Raw genomic sequence first — 17,720 nt, forward strand, 5'->3', positions numbered from 1 at the left:
TGACCAGATCGTGATCCCTTCAATGCCGTTGGTACACCGGAGCGAAGCTCTGTGTAGTCGTCAGACCACGTCCCGTTCCTCCGGGAAGTGGCACGCCGCTTGATGGCCCGGGGCGCCGATCTGGACCAGCGGCGGTTCTTCCGCGGCGCAGATCTCCTGCGCCTTCCAGCACCTGGTGCGGAAGCGGCACCCCGAGGGCGGGTTCAGTGGGCTCGGCACGTCGCCGGTCAGCCGGATCCGCTCGCGCCGCTCCTCGGCATCCGGATCGGCCTCCGGGACCGCGGACAGCAACGCGTGCGTGTACGGGTGCCGGGCGTGGTTGTAGAGCTCGTCCCGGTCGGCGGTCTCGACCACCTTGCCCAGGTACATCACCGCGACCCGGTCGGAGATGTGCCGGATCACCGACAGGTCGTGCGCGATGAACAGGTAGGCCAGGCCGAACTCGTTCTGCAGATCCTCCAGCAGGTTCACGATCTGGGCCTGGATCGACACGTCGAGCGCCGACACCGGCTCGTCGCAGACGATCAGCTTCGGGCGCAGCGCGAGCGCCCGCGCGACGCCGATCCGTTGCCGCTGGCCACCGGAGAACTCGTGCGGGTACCGGTTGTAGTGCTCGGGATTCAGCCCGACCGTCTCCATCAGCGCCTGGACGGCCTTCTTCGTGCCGCCGTCGGGCTTGGCGCCCTGGATGTCGAACGGCGCCGAGATGATCGTGCCGACCGTCTGCCGCGGGTTCAGCGACGAGAACGGGTCCTGGAAGATCATCTGGACGTCGCGCCGGAACGGCCGCATCTTCATCCGGTTCAGGTGCGTGATGTCCGAGCCCAGGAACGAGATCGATCCGCCGGTGGGCTCGTCCAGCCGGGTCACCAGCCGGCCCGTGGTGGTCTTCCCGCAGCCGGACTCACCGACCACCCCGAGCGTCTCGCCGGCGTGGATGCTGAGGTCGACACCGTCGACCGCCTTCACCGCGCCGGTCTGCTTCTGGAAGATGATCCCCCGGGTGACCGGGAAGTAGCGTTGCAGTCCGCGGGTCTCGAGCAGCAGCTCGCCGCGTGCGGATTCCTTGCCGGCCGTGTGCTCGGCTGCTGACGTCGTACTCACCGGCACTCCTCGGCCATCACAGGTTCGGCTTGATCTGCTCGGTGAACAGCTTGCGGCGCTGCTCGGACCGGATGTGGCACCGCACCAGGTGCGGCTCCTGGCCGATCTGCAACAGCTCGGGCAGTTCGGTGGCGCAGTCCGCGCCCTCGACGTGGCTCTGGTAGTCGCAACGCGGCTGGAACGGGCATCCCTTGGGCAGGTTGATCAGCGACGGCGGCGTACCCCGGATCGACTTGAGCCGGCCGTCGCCGGAGCGGTGCACTCGCGGGATCGAACCGAGCAGACCCCACGTGTACGGCATCTCGGGCCGGTAGAAGATGTCCCGGACGGCACCCGTCTCGACCACCCGGCCGCCGTACATCACAACCACGTTCTCGGTCATCTTGGCCACCACGCCGAGGTCGTGGGTGATCAGGATGATCGCGGAGTTGAACTCCTTCTGCAGATCCTGCATCAGGTCGAGGATCTGGGCCTGGACGGTGACGTCGAGTGCGGTGGTCGGCTCGTCCGCGATCAGCAGCGCCGGGTCGCACATCAGCGCCATCGCGATCATCGCGCGCTGCCGCATACCGCCGGAGAACTGGTGCGGGTAGTCGTAGAAGCGCTTGTCCGGCGCCGGGATGCCGACCCGGTCGAGCAGGTCGATCGCGCGCTTCTTGGCCACCGCCTTCGGCGCGTCGTTGTGCACCAGGTAGGCCTCGGTGAGCTGGTCACCGACCCGGTAGAACGGGTGCATCGCCGACAACGGGTCCTGGAAGATCATCGCGACCTGCTGGCCGCGCAGCGTCCGCATCTCGGCCACGGACATCCCGACCAGCTCCGCGCCGTCCAGCCAGATCTCGCCGGTCACCTGCGCCCGGCTGCCCTTGTGCAGACCCATGATCGCCAGGCTCGACACACTCTTGCCGGAGCCGGACTCGCCGACGATGCCGAGCGTCTTGCCGCGCTCCAAGGTGAAGCTCAGCCCGTTGACGGCCTTCACCAGGCCGTCGTCGGTCGGGAAGTGCACCTGCAGGTCCTTGACCTCCAGGAACGGCTTCCCCGAGCGCGCCTCCGCGGGCGTCGCACTGGTCACGGATTCGGTCACCACGCCACCTTCCTCAGGCCAGCCGCACGCGCGGGTCGATGACGGCGTACAGGACGTCGACGATGATGTTCGCGACCACCACGAAGATCGCCGCGAACAGCACCACGCCCATGATCGCGGGCAGGTCGTTGCTGAGCACCGAGTCGATCGAGAACTTGCCGAGTCCGGTGATGCTGAAGATCTGCTCGGTGATCACCGCGCCGCCCAGCAGGCCGCCGACGTCCAGGCCGAAGATGGTCACGATCGGCGTCAGCGCGGACCGCAGCCCGTGCTTGAAGACCACCGTCCGTTCGTCCAGGCCCTTCGCCCGGGCGGTACGGATGTAGTCCTCGTTCATCGTGTCGATCATGTTCGCCCTGGTCAGCCGGGTGTACAGCGCCGCGTAGACCAGCGCGAGCGTCATCCAGGGCAGGATGTAGAACTGCGCCCACTTCACCGGACCGACGCTGAACAAGGCGGCGTTCGCGGTGTCCGGGAACGGGATCCATTCCAGCTTGACGATGAACAGGAACAGCAGCAGGTAGCCGAACACGATCGTCGGGAACGACACCCCGAACAACGCCAGGCCGACGCTGAACTTGTCGATGAACTTGCCCTTGCGCAGCGCCGCTATCAGTCCGAGCAGGACGCCGGCCACCAGCCAGAGGATCGCGGCCCCGAGGGCCAGCCACAGCGTCGACGGGAACGCGTCCTTGATCGAGTTCCAGACCGGGATGCCGTTCTGGTACGACTCCCCGAAGCACGGCCACGGGCAGTTGCGCTCGTTACCCTCCGAGCCGATCATGCGGCCCCCGGGGCTCACCAGGCCTTGCATGTACTGCCCGTACTGCACGATCAGCGGCTTGTCGAAGCCGTACGTCGCGTTGACCTGGGCGACCGTCTCCGCGTTGCAGTTCTTGCCGCAGATCAGCAGCGCGGGATTGGCCGGCGTGGCCCAGAACAGGAAGAACGTGATCGCGCTGATCACGATCAGCACGAACACCGCCTGGATCAGGCGGCGGATGATGTAACGGCCCACCGGTCAGCTCCTTCCGGCGCGCGGGTCGAGGGCGTCCCGGACCGAGTCGCCGAGCAGGTTGAATGCCAGCACGGTGATGAACAGCGCCATCCCCGGGAAGAACAGGTACAACGGGTTGCTCTCGATCCAGGCGGACGCGTCGGCGATCATCCGGCCCCAGGACGCGGTCGGCTCCTTGATGCCGACACCCAGGAAGGACAGCGCCGCCTCGGCCGTGATGTTGGTCGGCAGCAGCAGCGTCGTGTAGACGAGCAGCGTCGGCAGCAGGTTCGGCAGCACCTGGCGGAAGATCACGTAGTTCGACCCGGCGCCGAGCGAACGGGCCGCCTCGACGAACTCCCGTTCACGCAGCGAGAGCGTCTGACCACGCACGATCCGGGCCAGATAGGCCCAGCCGAAGAACCCGAGGACGAACATCAGCACGCCCATCCGGAGTGTGTTGTTGTCCTCGATACCGAACAGGTCCTGGGCCCGCGACGCGACCACCGGCGTCAGCGCCATCACGAACAGCAGCGACGGGAAGCTCAGCATGATGTCCATCAACCGGCTGAGCAGCGTGTCGATCCAGCCGCCGAAGTACCCCGACACCATCCCGATCACCGTGCCGAGCACGACCGCGATGATGGTGCCGCCGAGCGCCACGAGCAGCGAGACCCGGGTCCCGTAGACCAGCCGGGAGAAGATGTCCCGGCCGTTCTGCGGTTCGACGCCGAGCCAGTGCTCCGAGCTCGTACCGCTGCCCCACAGGCCGCCGATCGGGATACCGCCGTCGCGGGTGTTCAGCAACGGGTTCCCGTTGGCGTCCAGCTTGTTGAACTGATCGGGTGGGAACCCGTTCAGTTTCACGATCAGCGGCGCGAAGATCGCCACCGCGACGATCAGCAGAATCACCACCGCACTGATGATCGCGACCTTGTCACGTCGCAGCCGCGCCCAGGCGATCTGGCCCAGTGAGCGGCCTTCGATCTCCTTCGCCTCGGCAGTCTGTGCCAGAGCATCTGCCGGCAGCCCCTCATCAGGGGACTGCGTCTCCGATACCCCCAGCGTCATCGCCCGTCACCCGTCCTTCTGGTGATGCACCCCGGACTCTCCGGCCCGGCTGGCCGGGTTTCCGGGAACCCTACGTATCTCGCAGTGTGGACGCCATGGGCAGCCGAAGCTAGTCACCGAATCGTGACCGGTGTGACTTCCGCCACTCAGAGCCGGATTCGCAGTGCCCGGACGAACGGCCGGTCGGGTACCAGCCAGTCACTTTCGTCCAGTTCGTCCCGCGCGAACCAGCGCAGCTCGGCGTGCTCACGCAGGACCGGATCGCCGGCCACGACCGTCGCCAGGTACACGTGCAGGCGGTACGCCGCCGAGATGTCGACACCCGGCCCGAGGGACTCGCCGACCTTGATCTCCAGGTCCAGTTCCTCGCGGATCTCCCGGACCGCGGCCTGCTCGTCGGTCTCCCCCGGCTCGACCTTCCCGCCCGGGAACTCCCACCCGCCGTCCGGCCCCGGCCGGTACGCCGCCAGCACCCGGTCGTCCCGCACCATTGCAACTCCCACCACGATCCGCATTCAGACATGATGCTGCCGTGCCGTTGCAGAACAGGGTTCTCCCCACGCAGGACATCGTCGCGGATCCGGGACGCGGCCTCCTGATGGGCAACCGCGGCTGCCTGCACGGCGCCGATCGCCGCCTGGGAACGACCCGCTGGCGGTCGAAAGCGTGGATCTCCTGCGTCCTCGACTTCCAGGGCCGGCGTCGCGATCCGATGCCGCCCGGGCGGTGGACGGCACTGTTCTTCTTCGACGAGGCGGTCGCTCTCGCGGCCGGTCATCGGCCGTGCGCCTACTGCCGGCGCAGGGACTTCCTGCTGTACGCCGACGCCTGGGGCCGGCACCTGAGAGCTCCGGAGATGGACGCGGTCCTGCACAGCCAGCGGGTCGAGTCGCGCACCCGACGGCAGCGCACGACGACCCAGAACCTCGCCGACCTGCCCGACGGAGCCATGGTCCGGCTCGACGGTTCCCCGGCACTGGTGCTCGGCCGGCAGGTGCTGCCGTGGTCATGGGAGGGGTACGGCGAACCGCTGCGACCGGCCGGCCCGATCGAGGTCGAGACCCTCACGCCGCCGGCGAATCTTCTTGTGCTGCAGGGTGGATACGCCCCATTACTCCACCCGTCGGCACGCTCGCAACTGAGGTAAGCCTAACTGGAAACACGCCGTACCGAGGGGTCTTCCGTTGGGCGCTCGGCAGGGGCAAAGTGTGCCCATACTGACAGCTACAAAACCATTACTGGAGTCGGCATGGGTGAGGGCAACAACAGCCCAGGCAACATCGCCGCGGTCGTCCGCGCGCTCGAAGGGTTACACGCTGCCGTCGGCAAACTCAGCCAGGAGTACGGTGACACCCTCGGCATCCGCCGCCTGGTGTCCGACGTGGCCCGGTTGAGCGACGACCTCGCAGAGCTGGGCCCGCCCGACCCCAGGCACAGGCCCGGACCAGTTCCGGAGGAACTCGAGGAGATTCCCGACGTGGAGTATGACGCGTCCATGTGGACCGACGCGGAACACGAAGGCTTCGGCGCGCCTGACAGGCATGCACCCTGATGGCTACCGGAGTGAGCGCGCCAGGACGCGCGCAAATAGGTCTGAAGACCGCGAGAACGGATCGCTGGTGGCTCGCGCCGCTGCGCATCGGCGTGATCCTGCTGTTCTTCATCGTCTACGCGACGGTCCGGATCTTCATGAACAAGTGGTACTGGGTCGACGCGTACCACTACCTCACGCCGCTGTACTCGCCGTGCATCACGAGTAGCTGTGTCGAGGGTTCCAGTCACCTCGGCACCTGGTTCGGCGCCTTCCCGCGCTTCCTGCCGTTCAGCCTGATCACGTTCGTGATCCTGGCCGGCTTCCGCGGTACCTGCTACTACTACCGCAAGGCGGGCTACCGGTCGCTGTTCTTCGCGCCGGCCGCCTGCGCGGTGCCTGAGCCGCACAAGACCTACACCGGAGAGCGGAAGTTCCCGCTGGTCGCGCTGAACCTGCACCGCTACTTCTTCTACGGCGCACTGGTCTTCGGTCTGCTGAACATCTACGACGGCATCCAGGCCTTCCACGGCAAGGACGGCGGCTTCGGTATCGGCCTCGGCACCCTGATCATCTGGATCAACCTGGTGTTCCTGTGGCTCTACACGCTGTCCTGCCACGCCTGCCGGCACATCGTCGGCGGCCGGCTGAAGAACTTCTCCAAGCACCCGATGCGCTACCGGTACTGGACCTTCGTGTCCAAGCTGAACCCGAGGCACGGCACCTTCGCGATGACGTCGCTGTTCACCGTGATCCTGACCGACTTCTACATCATGGCGCTGTCGGCCGGCTGGTTCTCCGACCTGCGCATCATCAACTGAGCTCTATCTCTTGATTTGGGACTTCCTTAGACATGACTGAGCTGGAACGACACTCGTACGACGTCGTCGTGATCGGGGCCGGCGGCGCCGGCCTGCGCGCGGCGATCGAGGCCCGCGAACAGGGCAAGAAGACCGCGATCATCTGCAAGTCGCTGTTCGGCAAGGCACACACCGTGATGGCCGAGGGCGGCTGCGCCGCCGCGATGGGCAACGCGAACTCCAACGACAACTGGCAGGTCCACTACCGCGACACGATGCGCGGCGGGAAGTTCCTGAACAACTGGCGGATGGCCGAACTGCACGCGCAGGAGGCGCCCGACCGGGTCTGGGAGCTGGAGACGTACGGCGCGCTGTTCGACCGCACGCCGGACGGCCGGATCAGCCAGCGCAACTTCGGCGGCCACACCTACCCGCGGCTCGCGCACGTCGGCGACCGCACCGGCCTGGAGCTGATCCGCACGCTGCAGCAGAAGATCGTCTCGCTGCAGCAGGAGGACTTCGAGACCACCGGCGACTACGAGGCGAACCTCAAGGTGTACGCCGAGTGCACGATCACCGAGCTGCTGAAGGACGGCGACGCGATCTCCGGCGCCTTCGGCTACTGGCGGGAGTCGGGCCGGTTCGTGCTGTTCGAGGCGCCGGCCGTCGTGCTGGCGACCGGCGGCGTCGGCAAGTCCTTCAAGGTCACCTCGAACTCCTGGGAGTACACCGGTGACGGGCACGCGCTGGCGATGCGGGCCGGCGCGACGCTGATCAACATGGAGTTCATCCAGTTCCATCCGACCGGCATGGTCTGGCCGCCGTCGGTGAAGGGCATCCTGGTCACGGAGTCGGTCCGCGGTGACGGCGGCGTGCTGAAGAACTCCGAGGGCAAGCGGTTCATGTTCGAGTACGTGCCGGACGTGTTCCGGGCGCAGTACGCCGAGACCGAGGATGAGGCGGACCGCTGGTACAAGGACCCGGACAACAACCGGCGCCCGCCGGAGCTGCTGCCCCGTGACGAGGTCGCCCGCGCGATCAACTCCGAGGTCAAGGCCGGCCGCGGTACGCCGCACGGCGGCGTGTTCCTGGACGTGTCGTCGCGGCTCCCGGCCGAGGAGATCACCCGGCGGCTGCCGTCGATGCACCACCAGTTCAAGGAGCTGGCCGACGTCGACATCACCGCGGAGCCGATGGAGGTCGGCCCGACCTGCCACTACGTGATGGGCGGCGTCGAGGTCGACCCGGACACCGCGTCGTCGGTCGTACCGGGCCTGTTCGCCGCGGGTGAGGTGGCCGGCGGTATGCACGGCTCCAACCGGCTCGGCGGCAACTCGCTGTCCGACCTGCTGGTCTTCGGGCGGCGGGCCGGCATGGGCGCGGCGACGTACGTCGATCAACTGCAGGCGCGGCCGAAGATCGACGAGGCCGACGTCGACGCCGCGGCGGCCGACGCGCTCGCGCCGTTCGAGCTCGAGGGCGGCGAGAACCCGTACACGATCCACCAGGAACTGCAGCAGGCGATGAACGACCTGGTCGGCATCATCCGCAAGGAAGAGGAGATGGAGCAGGCGCTCGGCCGCCTGTCCGAGTTCCGCAGCCGGATCGCGAAGATGACGGTGGAGGGTCACCGCCAGTTCAACCCGGGCTGGCACCTCGCGCTCGACCTGCGCAACATGCTGACCGTGTCGGAGTGTGTGGCCGGGGCGGCGCTGATGCGGCAGGAGTCGCGCGGCGGTCACACCCGCGACGACTACCCGACGATGTCGGCCGAGTGGCGCAAGAAGCTGCTGGTCTGCGCGCTCGACGCCGACGGCGGCGTGAACGTAACCGAGGAGCAGCAGATCCCGATGCGCGAGGACCTGCTGGAGCTGTTCGAGGTCGACGAGCTGAAGAAGTACCTCACCGAAGAGGAGCTGCCGACAGCATGAGCTACACAGGCAAATTCCGCGTCTGGCGTGGGGACGCCGAGGGCGGCGAGCTCAAGGACTACGAGGTCGAGGTGAACGAGGGCGAGGTCGTCCTCGACGTCATCCACCGGCTGCAGGCCACCCAGACGCCGGACATGGCGGTGCGCTGGAACTGCAAGGCCGGCAAGTGCGGCTCGTGCAGCGCCGAGATCAACGGCATGCCGAAGCTGATGTGCATGTGCCGGATGAACACGTTCGCCGAGGACGAGGTCGTCACGGTCACGCCGATGCGCACCTTCCCGGTGATCCGCGACCTGGTCACCGACGTGTCGTACAACTACCAGAAGGCGCGCGAGGTGCCGGCCTTCAAGCCGCCGGCGGACCTGAAGCCCGGTGAGTACCGGATGCAGCAGGTCGATGTCGAGCGGTCGCAGGAGTTCCGCAAGTGCATCGAGTGCTTCCTGTGCCAGGACACCTGTCACGTGATCCGGGACCACGAGGAGAACAAGGAGAGCTTCTCCGGTCCGCGGTTCCTGATGCGGATCGCCGAACTGGACATGCACCCGCTCGACGCCGCCGACCGGCAGAAGGCGGCCCAGGAGCAGCACGGCCTGGGCTTCTGCAACATCACCAAGTGCTGCACCGAGGTGTGCCCCGAGCACATCAAGATCACCGACAACGCGTTGATCCCGATGAAGGAGCGCGTCGCCGACCGCAAGTACGACCCGCTGGTCTGGCTCGGCAACAAGATCCGCCGCCGCCCAGCCTGACACACCGCACTCGCGCCCCCTGGCCCCACCCCGGAGCCAGGGGGCGCGCCCGTGGTGGGGGGGTGGTTCACCCGCGCGGGGGAGCCGTGGGCGGGGCGTGGGCGCCTAGGGTTCGGGGCATGGATGTTGTGGTGCTGCGGCTGGTGAACCTGGTCGTTTTCATGATGATCTTCGTGCCGATCTCGCAGCGGCTGCTCGGCGTGCGGTTCGGGCTCGGGCGGCTGGCGGTCGGCGCGCTGATCACGCTGAGCGTCTCCGGGCCGCTGGCGATCGCGATGATCGGTACGCCGCCGTGGACCGGGTCGAACGGCGCCGCGATCGCGTTCATGGCGCTGATCGTGCTCTGCTCGATGCTCGCCGGGCTGGTGTTCCTGGTGCTCGCCGAGGCGCTGGTGCCGACCGGATCGTTGCCGCGGGCCCGCGATCTGCGGCGGGACCTGAGCGGGCGGATCGCCCGCGGCCGGCGGTACCTGCAGATCCTCCGGATCGCGATCAAGCACGGCCTCGGGCCGTACCTGCGCGGCCGCCGCCGCCCGGGCCGGGAGAACGCGGCCGGCCAGGCCGAGCTGGCCAGGTCGCTGCGGCTCGCACTCGACGAGGCCGGTGTCACGTTCGTGAAGCTCGGCCAGGTCCTGTCCACCCGCAGCGACGTCATCCCGGCCTCGGTCGCGGCTGAGCTCAGCCGCCTCCAGGACCAGGTCACCGCGGCGCCCTGGGCGCAGATCGAGGAGGTCCTCGCCGACGAGCTCGGCGGGCCGCCGGACCGGTTGTACGCCGCCTTCGACACGGAGCCGCTCGCCGCCGCCTCCGTCGCGCAGGTCTACACCGCCCGGCTCACCGACGGCACGGACGTGGTGGTGAAGGTCCAGCGGCCCGGGATCGCCGCCGTCGTCGACCGCGACCTCGACATCGTCCGCCGGCTCGCCCGGCTGCTCGAACGCAACACCGACTGGGGCCGCTCGATGGGTGTCCGGGCGCTCGCCGACGGTTTCGCCGACGCGATGCGCGAGGAGCTGGACTTCACCGTCGAGGCCGGCAACATGACCACCGTGGCGGCCGGCCAGTCCGTTGCTGCCAGCAAGGAACTCGTCGTACCGCGGCTCTACCCGGAGCGCTCGGCCGGCCGGGTGCTGACCATGCAACGGCTCGACGGGATCGGCCTCGGCAACGCGAACCAGGCAATCGCGGACCGCGGACTGGACCCGGAGCACCTCGGCCGCGCCCTGTTCGAGTGCCTGCTCGGCCAGGTGGCGATCGACGGGGTCTTCCACGCCGATCCGCACCCGGGCAACTTCCTGCTGCTCACCGACGGCCGGATCGGCATGCTCGATCTCGGCTCGGTCGGCCGCCTCGACCCGGCCACCCGGGAGGCGCTGCAGCGGTTCCTGCTGGCAGTCGACCGCGGCGACCCGGTGGCCGCCACCGACGCGCTGCTGGAGATCGTCTACCGTCCCGACGTCGTCGACGAGCGCTCGCTCGAACGGGCCGTCGGTCAGTTCATGACCAAGCACCTCGCGGCCGGCGTCGCGCTCGGCCCGGCGATGTTCAACGACCTGTTCAAGATCATCACCTCGCACCAGCTCGGCGTACCGCCCGAGGTCGCCGCGGTGTTCCGTGCGCTCGCCACGATCGAGGGGACGATCTCCCGGATCTCCCCCGGCTTCGACCTGATGGCGGCGTCGCGCCAGTTCGCGACCGCGCATGTCACCGACCGCCTCGCGCCCGACGCGCTGCGCCGTACGGCGACCGAGGAGCTCGCCACGCTGCTGCCGATGCTGCGCCGGCTGCCGCGCCGGATCGACCGGATCGCCGCGGCCGCGGAGAGCGGCCGGCTCGGGGTGAACGTGCGGCTGCTCGCCGACGAACGCGATCGCCGGCATTTCACCGGCCTGCTCCACCAGGCGTTGCTGGCGGTGCTCGGCGCGACCGCGGGCATCATGGCCGTCCTGCTGCTCGGGACGCCGGGCGGCCCGAAGGTCACGGACTCGATGACGCTGTTCCAGCTGCTCGGCTACAACCTGCTGGTGATCTGCGCGGTGCTCGTCCTGCGCGTGCTGGTGCTGATCTTCCGGCTGCCCGGCCATCGGGCGACTTGACTTCAACCTCACTTCACCTTTGACGATGGCGTGCATGACGATCATCGATCAGGCCCGCCCCCGACTGTTCACCGGACAGCACCTGCCCCTGGTGCTCGGCGTGATCGGTCTGGTCACGCTCGGCGCGTTCGAGAACCGCGCGGTCGGCACGGCACTGCCCACGATGGTGCGCGAGTTCGGCGCGCTCGGCAGCTTCGGCCTCGCGAACGCCGCGCCGAACGCGAGCTACCTGATCTCGCTCGCGATCGCCGGCCTCTGGTCGGACCGCCGCGGCCCGATCCCGACGCTGCGCGCGGGCGCGATCTCGTTCACCCTCGCGCAACTGCTGGTCGGCACGGCGACCGCGATGCCGATGGTGATCGCGGGACGGCTGCTCAGCGGCCTCGCCGAGGGGCTGCTCGACGTGTCGTTGATGGTGCTCGTCGCCCGCGCGCTCCCCGCCGTACTGCGGCCGCGGATGTTCTCGCTGTTCGCGGCGATGTGGATCCTGCCGTCGGTGCTCGGGCCGGTGCTGACCGGCGTGGTCACGGAGCAGTTCGGCTGGCGCTGGGTGTTCCTCGGCGCACTCGTCCTGCTGGTGCCGAGCTGGCTGCTGCTCCGCCCGGCGATGCGGCAGTCGGCCGGCACCCCGGCACCGGAGCGGACGGCCGAGGACGCGGCCGAGCTCGAGGCGTGGCGGGCCGCGCTCCCCTGGGCTCTCGCCGCCTCCGTCGCGCTGTTCTCGATGACGCTGGCCGGTGACCACCTGGAAGCGCATCCGCTCCTCGGCGGTACGGCGATCGTCGTGGCGCTGGCAGTGCTGGGACGTGCTGCCGTCCGCGTGATGCCCGCCGGCACGTTCACCGCGCGCCGGGGCTTTCCCGCGGTGGTCGCCGTCCGCGGACTCGGCGGTGCCGCATTCGCCGGCGTCGGCGCTTATCTTCCGCTGCTGCTCACGCTGCAGCACGACTTCAGCCCGACGCGGGCCGGGGTGACGCTGTCGATCACCGGCGTCTGCTGGGCATTCGGGTCGTGGCTCCAGGGCCGTGAGCACGGGATCGACCGGGTCACCGTCCTGCGGACCGGGCTGGCGTTCATGACCTTGGGCCTGCTCGTGACGTCTCTGCTCGCGTGGACGGACGCGACGACCTGGATCGGGCTGATCGGCTGGGGATTCGCGGGCATCGGCATGGGACTGAGCTCGTCGAGTCTGTCGGTCCTCACCCTCGACCTGTCCGACCAGGGCAACTCCGGGCGCAACAGCAGCGCCGGCCAGATGGCGGCGACGATGAGCATCGCCACCGGTCTCGCGATCAGCGGCACCCTGCTCGCGTTCAACGCCGACGACCCGCGGCCGTGGGTCTTCGGCGTGATCGTCACCACCGGCGCCGCGCTCGCACTGCTGGGCTTCCTGGCGGCACCGCGGGCCCGTCGACCGGCTTGTTGCTGACGGCAATTACCTCGGTGGTCGGCCTGCTCCAGCCTGAAGTTCACCGTTGGCCCGTCCAACACACCGGGCGCGACCACCTCGTCGGCTGTCAACCTGTACGCCCAGCCTCCCGGTCTCGGACTGGTCCGGCCATCTTGTCCTCGAGGCGCGCGCCGCCGAAACTGCTCACCGCGGACGCCGTGGTCGCCGAGGACCCCGGTCGCTATCGTTCCTGGCGCACCGACGTCATCGCGACGCTCACCACCATCGGGGTCTAGAGTGAGCGCATGGCTGACCTCTTGACCGACGACCAGATCGACCTCGCGTTGCGCGACCACCTGCCGCACTGGAAGGTCGTCGACAACGAACTGGTCCGGAGCGTCAAGAGCGACACGTTCCTGGACGGCATCCGGCTGGTCGCCACCGTCGCGCAGCTCGCGGAGTCGATGAACCACCACCCTGACATCGACATCCGCTACACCACGATCACCTTCCGGGTCAGCAGCCACGACGCCGGCGGTATCACCGACGACGACCTGGTCCTGGCCCGGCACATCGACACCGCCGCCGGCTGACCTCTTCCCGTCATGGCGCTTGTCGGCCACGACAAGCGCTGGGTTGCAGTGAGGTCCTGCCCTTAAACATAAGGGCATGACCTCACGCCCCTTTGTCCTCGCGGCCGCGGCCGTCGCCCTGCTCGGCGCCCTTCCCGTACCAGCTGGTGCGGCGACACCAACCCCGTCGTGGAACCGGCCGCACTGCGGCAAGGTGTACGGCGACGGCTCGGTGACGTTCACCGAGACCGACGGCCGAGTGCTCGCCGATACGACCAACAAGCTGCTGCCGGTGACCTACGCGAAGGTCGCGGCGCTGCAGGAAGTCAACACGCTCGTCAGCATCGGCAAGCAGACGATCCAGCGCTCCAGCGACGCCGGCTGCAGCTGGCAGTTGCTCGACAAGGTGCCGGACGACCTGAGCACGTACGACGTCCAGCCGGGGCCGGGCGACTCGGCGTACGTCTACAGCGTCAACGACCAGCCGATCCATCGCGTGCATGGCTCCAAGGTGACCACCGTTCTCGGTCCGGTTGTCGGTGGCGGGCTGGCCGCGCTGGACGCACGGCCCGGGCGTTTGCGCGCTGTGGCCGGTGACGGGCAGCTGTACGACTCCTCGGACGACGGGGTGACGTGGCAGCGTGTCGGCGTACCGGCGGCTGCCGATCTGTTCCTGTACGACGCCGTGGTGGATCCGCGGGACCCGGACCACGTGGTGATCGGGGTGATGTCGGACGGGGTGTACGTGACGTTCGACGGCGGCCGGACCTGGACGCGGTCGCGGCCGGTGGAACGGGTCAACGCGTTCAGCCTGGCGATCTCGCCGGCCGACCCGTCGAAGGTCTGGATGGAGGGCTACGACCAGGACCGGTCGACCCGGTTCATCTGGGAGTCGGCCGACGGCGGGCAGAAGTTCCGCGAGGTGCTGGACCAGACCCGCGCCGACCTCATCAACGGCAACCGCATGTGGGCCTCACCGGTCGATCCCGACCTGCTCTACTTCAGCTACGGCACGTCGTTCATGAACTTCGGCGCCGACCTCTACCGCTTCATCCCCTCCACCGGCACCCTCACCAAACAACACAACCCCCACGACGGCATCCCGTCCCTGGCCTTCAACCCCACCAACCCCTCCATCCTCTACCTGGGCCTGGCCGAAGAACGCTGAAAAGAACAGAGAGTGAGAGACGAGGGCCGGTGCCTGGCTGGGCTCGGCCTGCCGGTGGCAGTGCTTGGACGACCATCCGGTTCGGGCTGTACCGGCAGATCGTGCCGGTACAGCCGAACGTCAGCCAGACGATGCTCGCGGACCTGTACGGCATCAGCCAACCAACCGTGTCGGGGCGGATGTACCGCTCGATCGTGCACTTGGTGCGACCGGGGGTAGCCGTCGGCGGGTCCTTGGTGCCGAGGGAAACTGCGCGGACAGCAGGCACAACCGGCGCGCCGGCTCGTGCCGACAACGGAGCGAAGGGCATGCACAGCGTCGGCCAGTCATCGGCGGTGGGCGCGCGGGTTGCGGGCTTTCGCAGGCGCCGTCGATTCATCTCCAGCATGGGTCGTACGGCTTGCTTGGGGAAGGTAGACAGCGGTAGCGGGTTTGCGTCAGAGGGTTCCCGGTAGCCAGTACTCGGGCTCGGGGTGGACGAGCGGCGAGACTTGCGCGGGCGTCCCTGAACAAACTCGTCGTGCGTACGCAGGCTGAGGTGGGACCTGGACGACATGGCCCGGGCGAGTCGGATCGACCGCGATTCGTCGGCGAGGTAACCATCGGCCAGGTCATGATCCCCAGACCTCCTGCCCCAAGCACAAGCCCTCTGGCACTTCCTCGCCCCAGCATGCCGCCGATCGCCACCTACCAGGCCGCACCCCCGGCCCGCTCGGACCACGCGCCACCCAGATCATCAGCAGCCTGACGCGCCGCAGCACAACAGCCTCCTACCCCGACCACAAGCCACCTGGCACTTCCTGGCCCCCACCATGCCGCCGATCGCCACCTACCACGCGGCACCCCCCGGCCTGCTCGGACCATCCGCCACCCAGATCATCAGCAGCCTGACGCGCCGCAGCACAACAGCCTCCTACCCCAAGCACAAGCCACCTGGCACTTCCAGGGCCGCGGCATGCCGCCGGTCGGCACCTATCAGGCGGCACCCGCGGCATGCTCGGACTACCCGCCACCCAGACCATCAGCATCCTGACGCGCCGCAGCACAACAGCCTCCTGCCCGCGTGCCCGAGGGTAGAAGGCCGTCGTCCTGTCCGGCCTCAATCGGTCGCCGCGAACGCCGCCGCCTGCTGCAGAGCGGCCTCATCCGCCCGCCACCGCGACCGGTCCACGCCGGGGTCCCCGCCAGCAGCTGGATGGACGACCCGCAGTGCCCCACATCCAGGCTCGACGTCCGCCGATACCGTACGACCTGGCTCACCACCCGGCCCCGCCGTACCACCCGGCACACCACCCAGCCCACCCGACCCGCCCGGCTGAGCCTCCGGCGACACCGTACGACGCGGCTCAGCACCCGGGCCCGCCGTACCACCCGGCACACCACCCAGCCCACCCGACCCGCCCGGCTGAGCGTCCCGCGACGCCGTACGGCGTGGCTGAGTGTCCGGTGGCGCCGTACGACGTGGCTCGGCGCCCGGCCCCGCCGTACCACCCGGCACACCACCCGGCCCCGCCGTCCCGCGTGGCTGGGCGTCCCGTGGTGCCGTACTGAGTGGCTGGGCGTCCGGCGGTCCCGATCGTCGTGCGGCGGCGGCGGCCGGTGGGGCCGTGGCCCAGCTCGGGCGGGTGACGTGGACGACGCCGCTGGTGATGCGGATATGCCAGTGGCCGCGGTGGACGTCGGTGTGGTGGCGGCGGCACAGCAGAGCCAGGTTCGAGACTTTGGTGTCGCCGCCGTCGATCCAGGAGACCAGGTGATGGGCGTCGCACATGACCGGCGGCGCTCCGCAGACCACGCAGCCGCGGTCGCGGGCCTCCAGGGCGCGGCGCATCGCCTTGGTGACCAGGCGTTCGAGGCGGCCGACGTCGAGCGGTTCGGAGTTCGAGCCCAGCACCAGCGGGATGATGTTCGCGTCGCACGCCAGCCGCCGGATCGTGGCCGCTGACAGGCCGCCGCTGTAGACGGTACGCCCGATCGCGTCCGCGGTCGCGGCCTTCAGGTCGTCCAGGTCGATCGTGACCGTGATGTTCGCCTTCGCGCCATACCCGGCCACCCGACGATCCTTGCCCACGCTCCCAGCACTGCCCGCGGCGGCCGTGGGCGTCTCTGCAGGTCCGGTGGGCGCGGTGGGTCCCGCGGTGTCCCATGCGGAGGCGGCGATGGCCAGCGCGGTGGACAAGGCGTCGGCCTGGCGCTTGTCGCGGGGGCGCGGGTCGTGTTCGCCGTCGATGGTCTTGTGCGGGCGGGCCCCGGCATGCACGACCGCACGCAGGAGTTCGGCGTTCTCGTTGGCCAAGAAGCCCTTGAACTTCACGCCGTTGTCCGCAGCCGACAGCGTCAGGGACTCCCGTTCATACGCCTTCAGCTCCTCGGGCTCGGGGCCGTCGGAGTCCAGCAGGTCGGCGATCTCCTTGGCCGCGGTGCGCAGCTCGCCGGGCGACAGGTGACCGGCCAGCCCGACCAGCTGCTCCGCGGCCGCGTCCAAGTGCTCCACCGGCACGCGCGACCGGACCCGCTCGAGCGGGGACACGATCGCGGCCGCCTGCGCCGGCCGCAGCAGCCAGCCGTCACCACCACCGTCCCCGGATCCGCTGTCGTCGGACCCGCTCTCGTCGGGTGCGTCGGTGGTTGCGGAGGAGGCAGTGCGGTCGAGGGCGGCCGACACGGCCGGGTAGTGCGGGGCGGTCTGGGCGAGGCGGAGGGTGCGGCGGGCGGCCGGTGGGTCCAGGCGGTACCGGAAGCGCAGGAGTTCGGCGGTGTCGCGGGCGCCGAGCTCAGCGGCGTACCCGGTGGACTCGATCGCGGCGACCACGCTCAGCCGGTACGCCTCCAGGCGGGCGAGCTCGGCCTCGAGCGTGTCGAGGGTGGACAGCAGTTCGCCGCCACTCATCGACCACACCGGCCGCTCGCCTAGAAGTTCCATAGCACTGACTCTAGACGGCGCCACCGACAGTTTCCGAGCCGGAATCCCCTTATTTTGTGGGCAATTCGGGGGCCCACACCAGCAAACACCCTCCGCCGCGTGCAGGAGCACCCGCTCGGTCGAAAGCACGATCCACAGATCGACCCAGTTCCACACCTGCGCCCAATTCTGGTCGGAGCTCGCACGGACGCCATCGAACGGACGCGCGCGCCCGACCACCCGCTGCTCGCAGCAGTCACCAACGAGGCCGGCGCTACAGGAGATTCGCTGTTCCTGTGGCAGCTGCCCGACGGCAGCTGCC

At 68.9% G+C, this 17,720-nt stretch carries 16 protein-coding genes; 10 read left to right on the top strand and 6 right to left on the bottom strand.

Annotated features, from left to right (window positions below; genetic code table 11):
• Window positions 1–60: 60 nt before the first annotated feature.
• From AB0I12_RS07840 to AB0I12_RS07860, 5 genes are all read right to left on the bottom strand, one after another.
• Complete coding sequence (locus tag AB0I12_RS07840) at window positions 61–1,104, bottom strand: dipeptide ABC transporter ATP-binding protein (protein ID WP_359926149.1); 1,044 nt, start codon at window positions 1,102–1,104, stop codon at window positions 61–63.
• Window positions 1,105–1,120: 16 nt separating this feature from the next.
• Window positions 1,121–2,191 carry an ABC transporter ATP-binding protein gene (locus tag AB0I12_RS07845; protein ID WP_359926150.1) on the bottom strand — a complete coding sequence of 357 codons (1,071 nt, stop codon included), beginning with the start codon at window positions 2,189–2,191 and terminating at the stop codon, window positions 1,121–1,123.
• A 13-nt stretch (window positions 2,192–2,204) separates the two neighbouring features.
• Entirely contained in the window at window positions 2,205–3,209 is a 1,005-nt protein-coding gene (locus AB0I12_RS07850) for an ABC transporter permease (RefSeq protein WP_359926153.1), read from the bottom strand.
• Window positions 3,210–3,212: 3 nt separating this feature from the next.
• Window positions 3,213–4,259: an ABC transporter permease gene (locus tag AB0I12_RS07855; protein WP_359926156.1), complete on the bottom strand. Its 1,047-nt coding sequence runs from the start codon at window positions 4,257–4,259 to the stop codon at window positions 3,213–3,215.
• A gap of 146 nt (window positions 4,260–4,405) precedes the next feature.
• Entirely contained in the window at window positions 4,406–4,774 is a 369-nt protein-coding gene (locus AB0I12_RS07860) for a (deoxy)nucleoside triphosphate pyrophosphohydrolase (protein WP_359926159.1), read from the bottom strand.
• Window positions 4,775–4,791: 17 nt separating this feature from the next.
• Between AB0I12_RS07860 and AB0I12_RS07865 the strand changes: the two genes are divergently transcribed.
• The 10 genes from AB0I12_RS07865 (at window position 4,792) to AB0I12_RS07910 (ending at window position 14,496) form a co-directional block, all read left to right on the top strand.
• Entirely contained in the window at window positions 4,792–5,406 is a 615-nt protein-coding gene (locus tag AB0I12_RS07865) for a hypothetical protein (RefSeq protein WP_359926162.1), read from the top strand.
• A gap of 102 nt (window positions 5,407–5,508) precedes the next feature.
• Entirely contained in the window at window positions 5,509–5,811 is a 303-nt protein-coding gene (locus AB0I12_RS07870; RefSeq protein ID WP_131285659.1) for a hypothetical protein, read from the top strand.
• Window positions 5,811–6,611: a hypothetical protein gene (locus AB0I12_RS07875; RefSeq protein ID WP_359926166.1), complete on the top strand. Its 801-nt coding sequence runs from the start codon at window positions 5,811–5,813 to the stop codon at window positions 6,609–6,611. Before AB0I12_RS07870 ends, AB0I12_RS07875 begins: the two co-directional genes overlap by 1 nt.
• 32 nt (window positions 6,612–6,643) lie before the next feature.
• A complete protein-coding gene (locus tag AB0I12_RS07880) occupies window positions 6,644–8,521 on the top strand; it encodes a fumarate reductase/succinate dehydrogenase flavoprotein subunit (RefSeq protein WP_359926168.1) in 1,878 nt (625 codons plus the stop codon).
• Entirely contained in the window at window positions 8,518–9,270 is a 753-nt protein-coding gene (locus AB0I12_RS07885; RefSeq protein WP_355701204.1) for a succinate dehydrogenase/fumarate reductase iron-sulfur subunit, read from the top strand. The genes AB0I12_RS07880 and AB0I12_RS07885 overlap by 4 nt, the downstream gene beginning before the upstream one ends.
• Window positions 9,271–9,389: 119 nt before the next feature.
• Entirely contained in the window at window positions 9,390–11,366 is a 1,977-nt protein-coding gene (locus AB0I12_RS07890; protein WP_359926172.1) for an AarF/UbiB family protein, read from the top strand.
• 34 nt (window positions 11,367–11,400) lie between these two features.
• Window positions 11,401–12,795, top strand: a complete 1,395-nt coding sequence (locus AB0I12_RS07895) for an MFS transporter (RefSeq protein WP_359926175.1) — start codon at window positions 11,401–11,403, stop codon at window positions 12,793–12,795.
• A gap of 134 nt (window positions 12,796–12,929) precedes the next feature.
• Window positions 12,930–13,052: a hypothetical protein gene (locus AB0I12_RS07900; protein ID WP_359926177.1), complete on the top strand. Its 123-nt coding sequence runs from the start codon at window positions 12,930–12,932 to the stop codon at window positions 13,050–13,052.
• Between the two features lie 9 nt (window positions 13,053–13,061).
• A complete protein-coding gene (locus AB0I12_RS07905) occupies window positions 13,062–13,349 on the top strand; it encodes a 4a-hydroxytetrahydrobiopterin dehydratase (RefSeq protein WP_359926180.1) in 288 nt (95 codons plus the stop codon).
• Between the two features lie 76 nt (window positions 13,350–13,425).
• The gene (locus tag AB0I12_RS07910) at window positions 13,426–14,496 is read left to right on the top strand and encodes a hypothetical protein (RefSeq protein WP_359926183.1); all 1,071 of its coding nucleotides are present in this window, start codon (window positions 13,426–13,428) and stop codon (window positions 14,494–14,496) included.
• A gap of 1,099 nt (window positions 14,497–15,595) precedes the next feature.
• On the opposite strand, the gene AB0I12_RS07915 is transcribed toward AB0I12_RS07910, so the two are convergent.
• The gene (locus AB0I12_RS07915; RefSeq protein WP_359926186.1) at window positions 15,596–17,419 is read right to left on the bottom strand and encodes a DUF222 domain-containing protein; all 1,824 of its coding nucleotides are present in this window, start codon (window positions 17,417–17,419) and stop codon (window positions 15,596–15,598) included.
• Window positions 17,420–17,720 lie beyond the last annotated feature (301 nt).

This window comes from Kribbella sp. NPDC050459 (genome assembly GCF_040655315.1).
Classification (GTDB): domain Bacteria; phylum Actinomycetota; class Actinomycetes; order Propionibacteriales; family Kribbellaceae; genus Kribbella.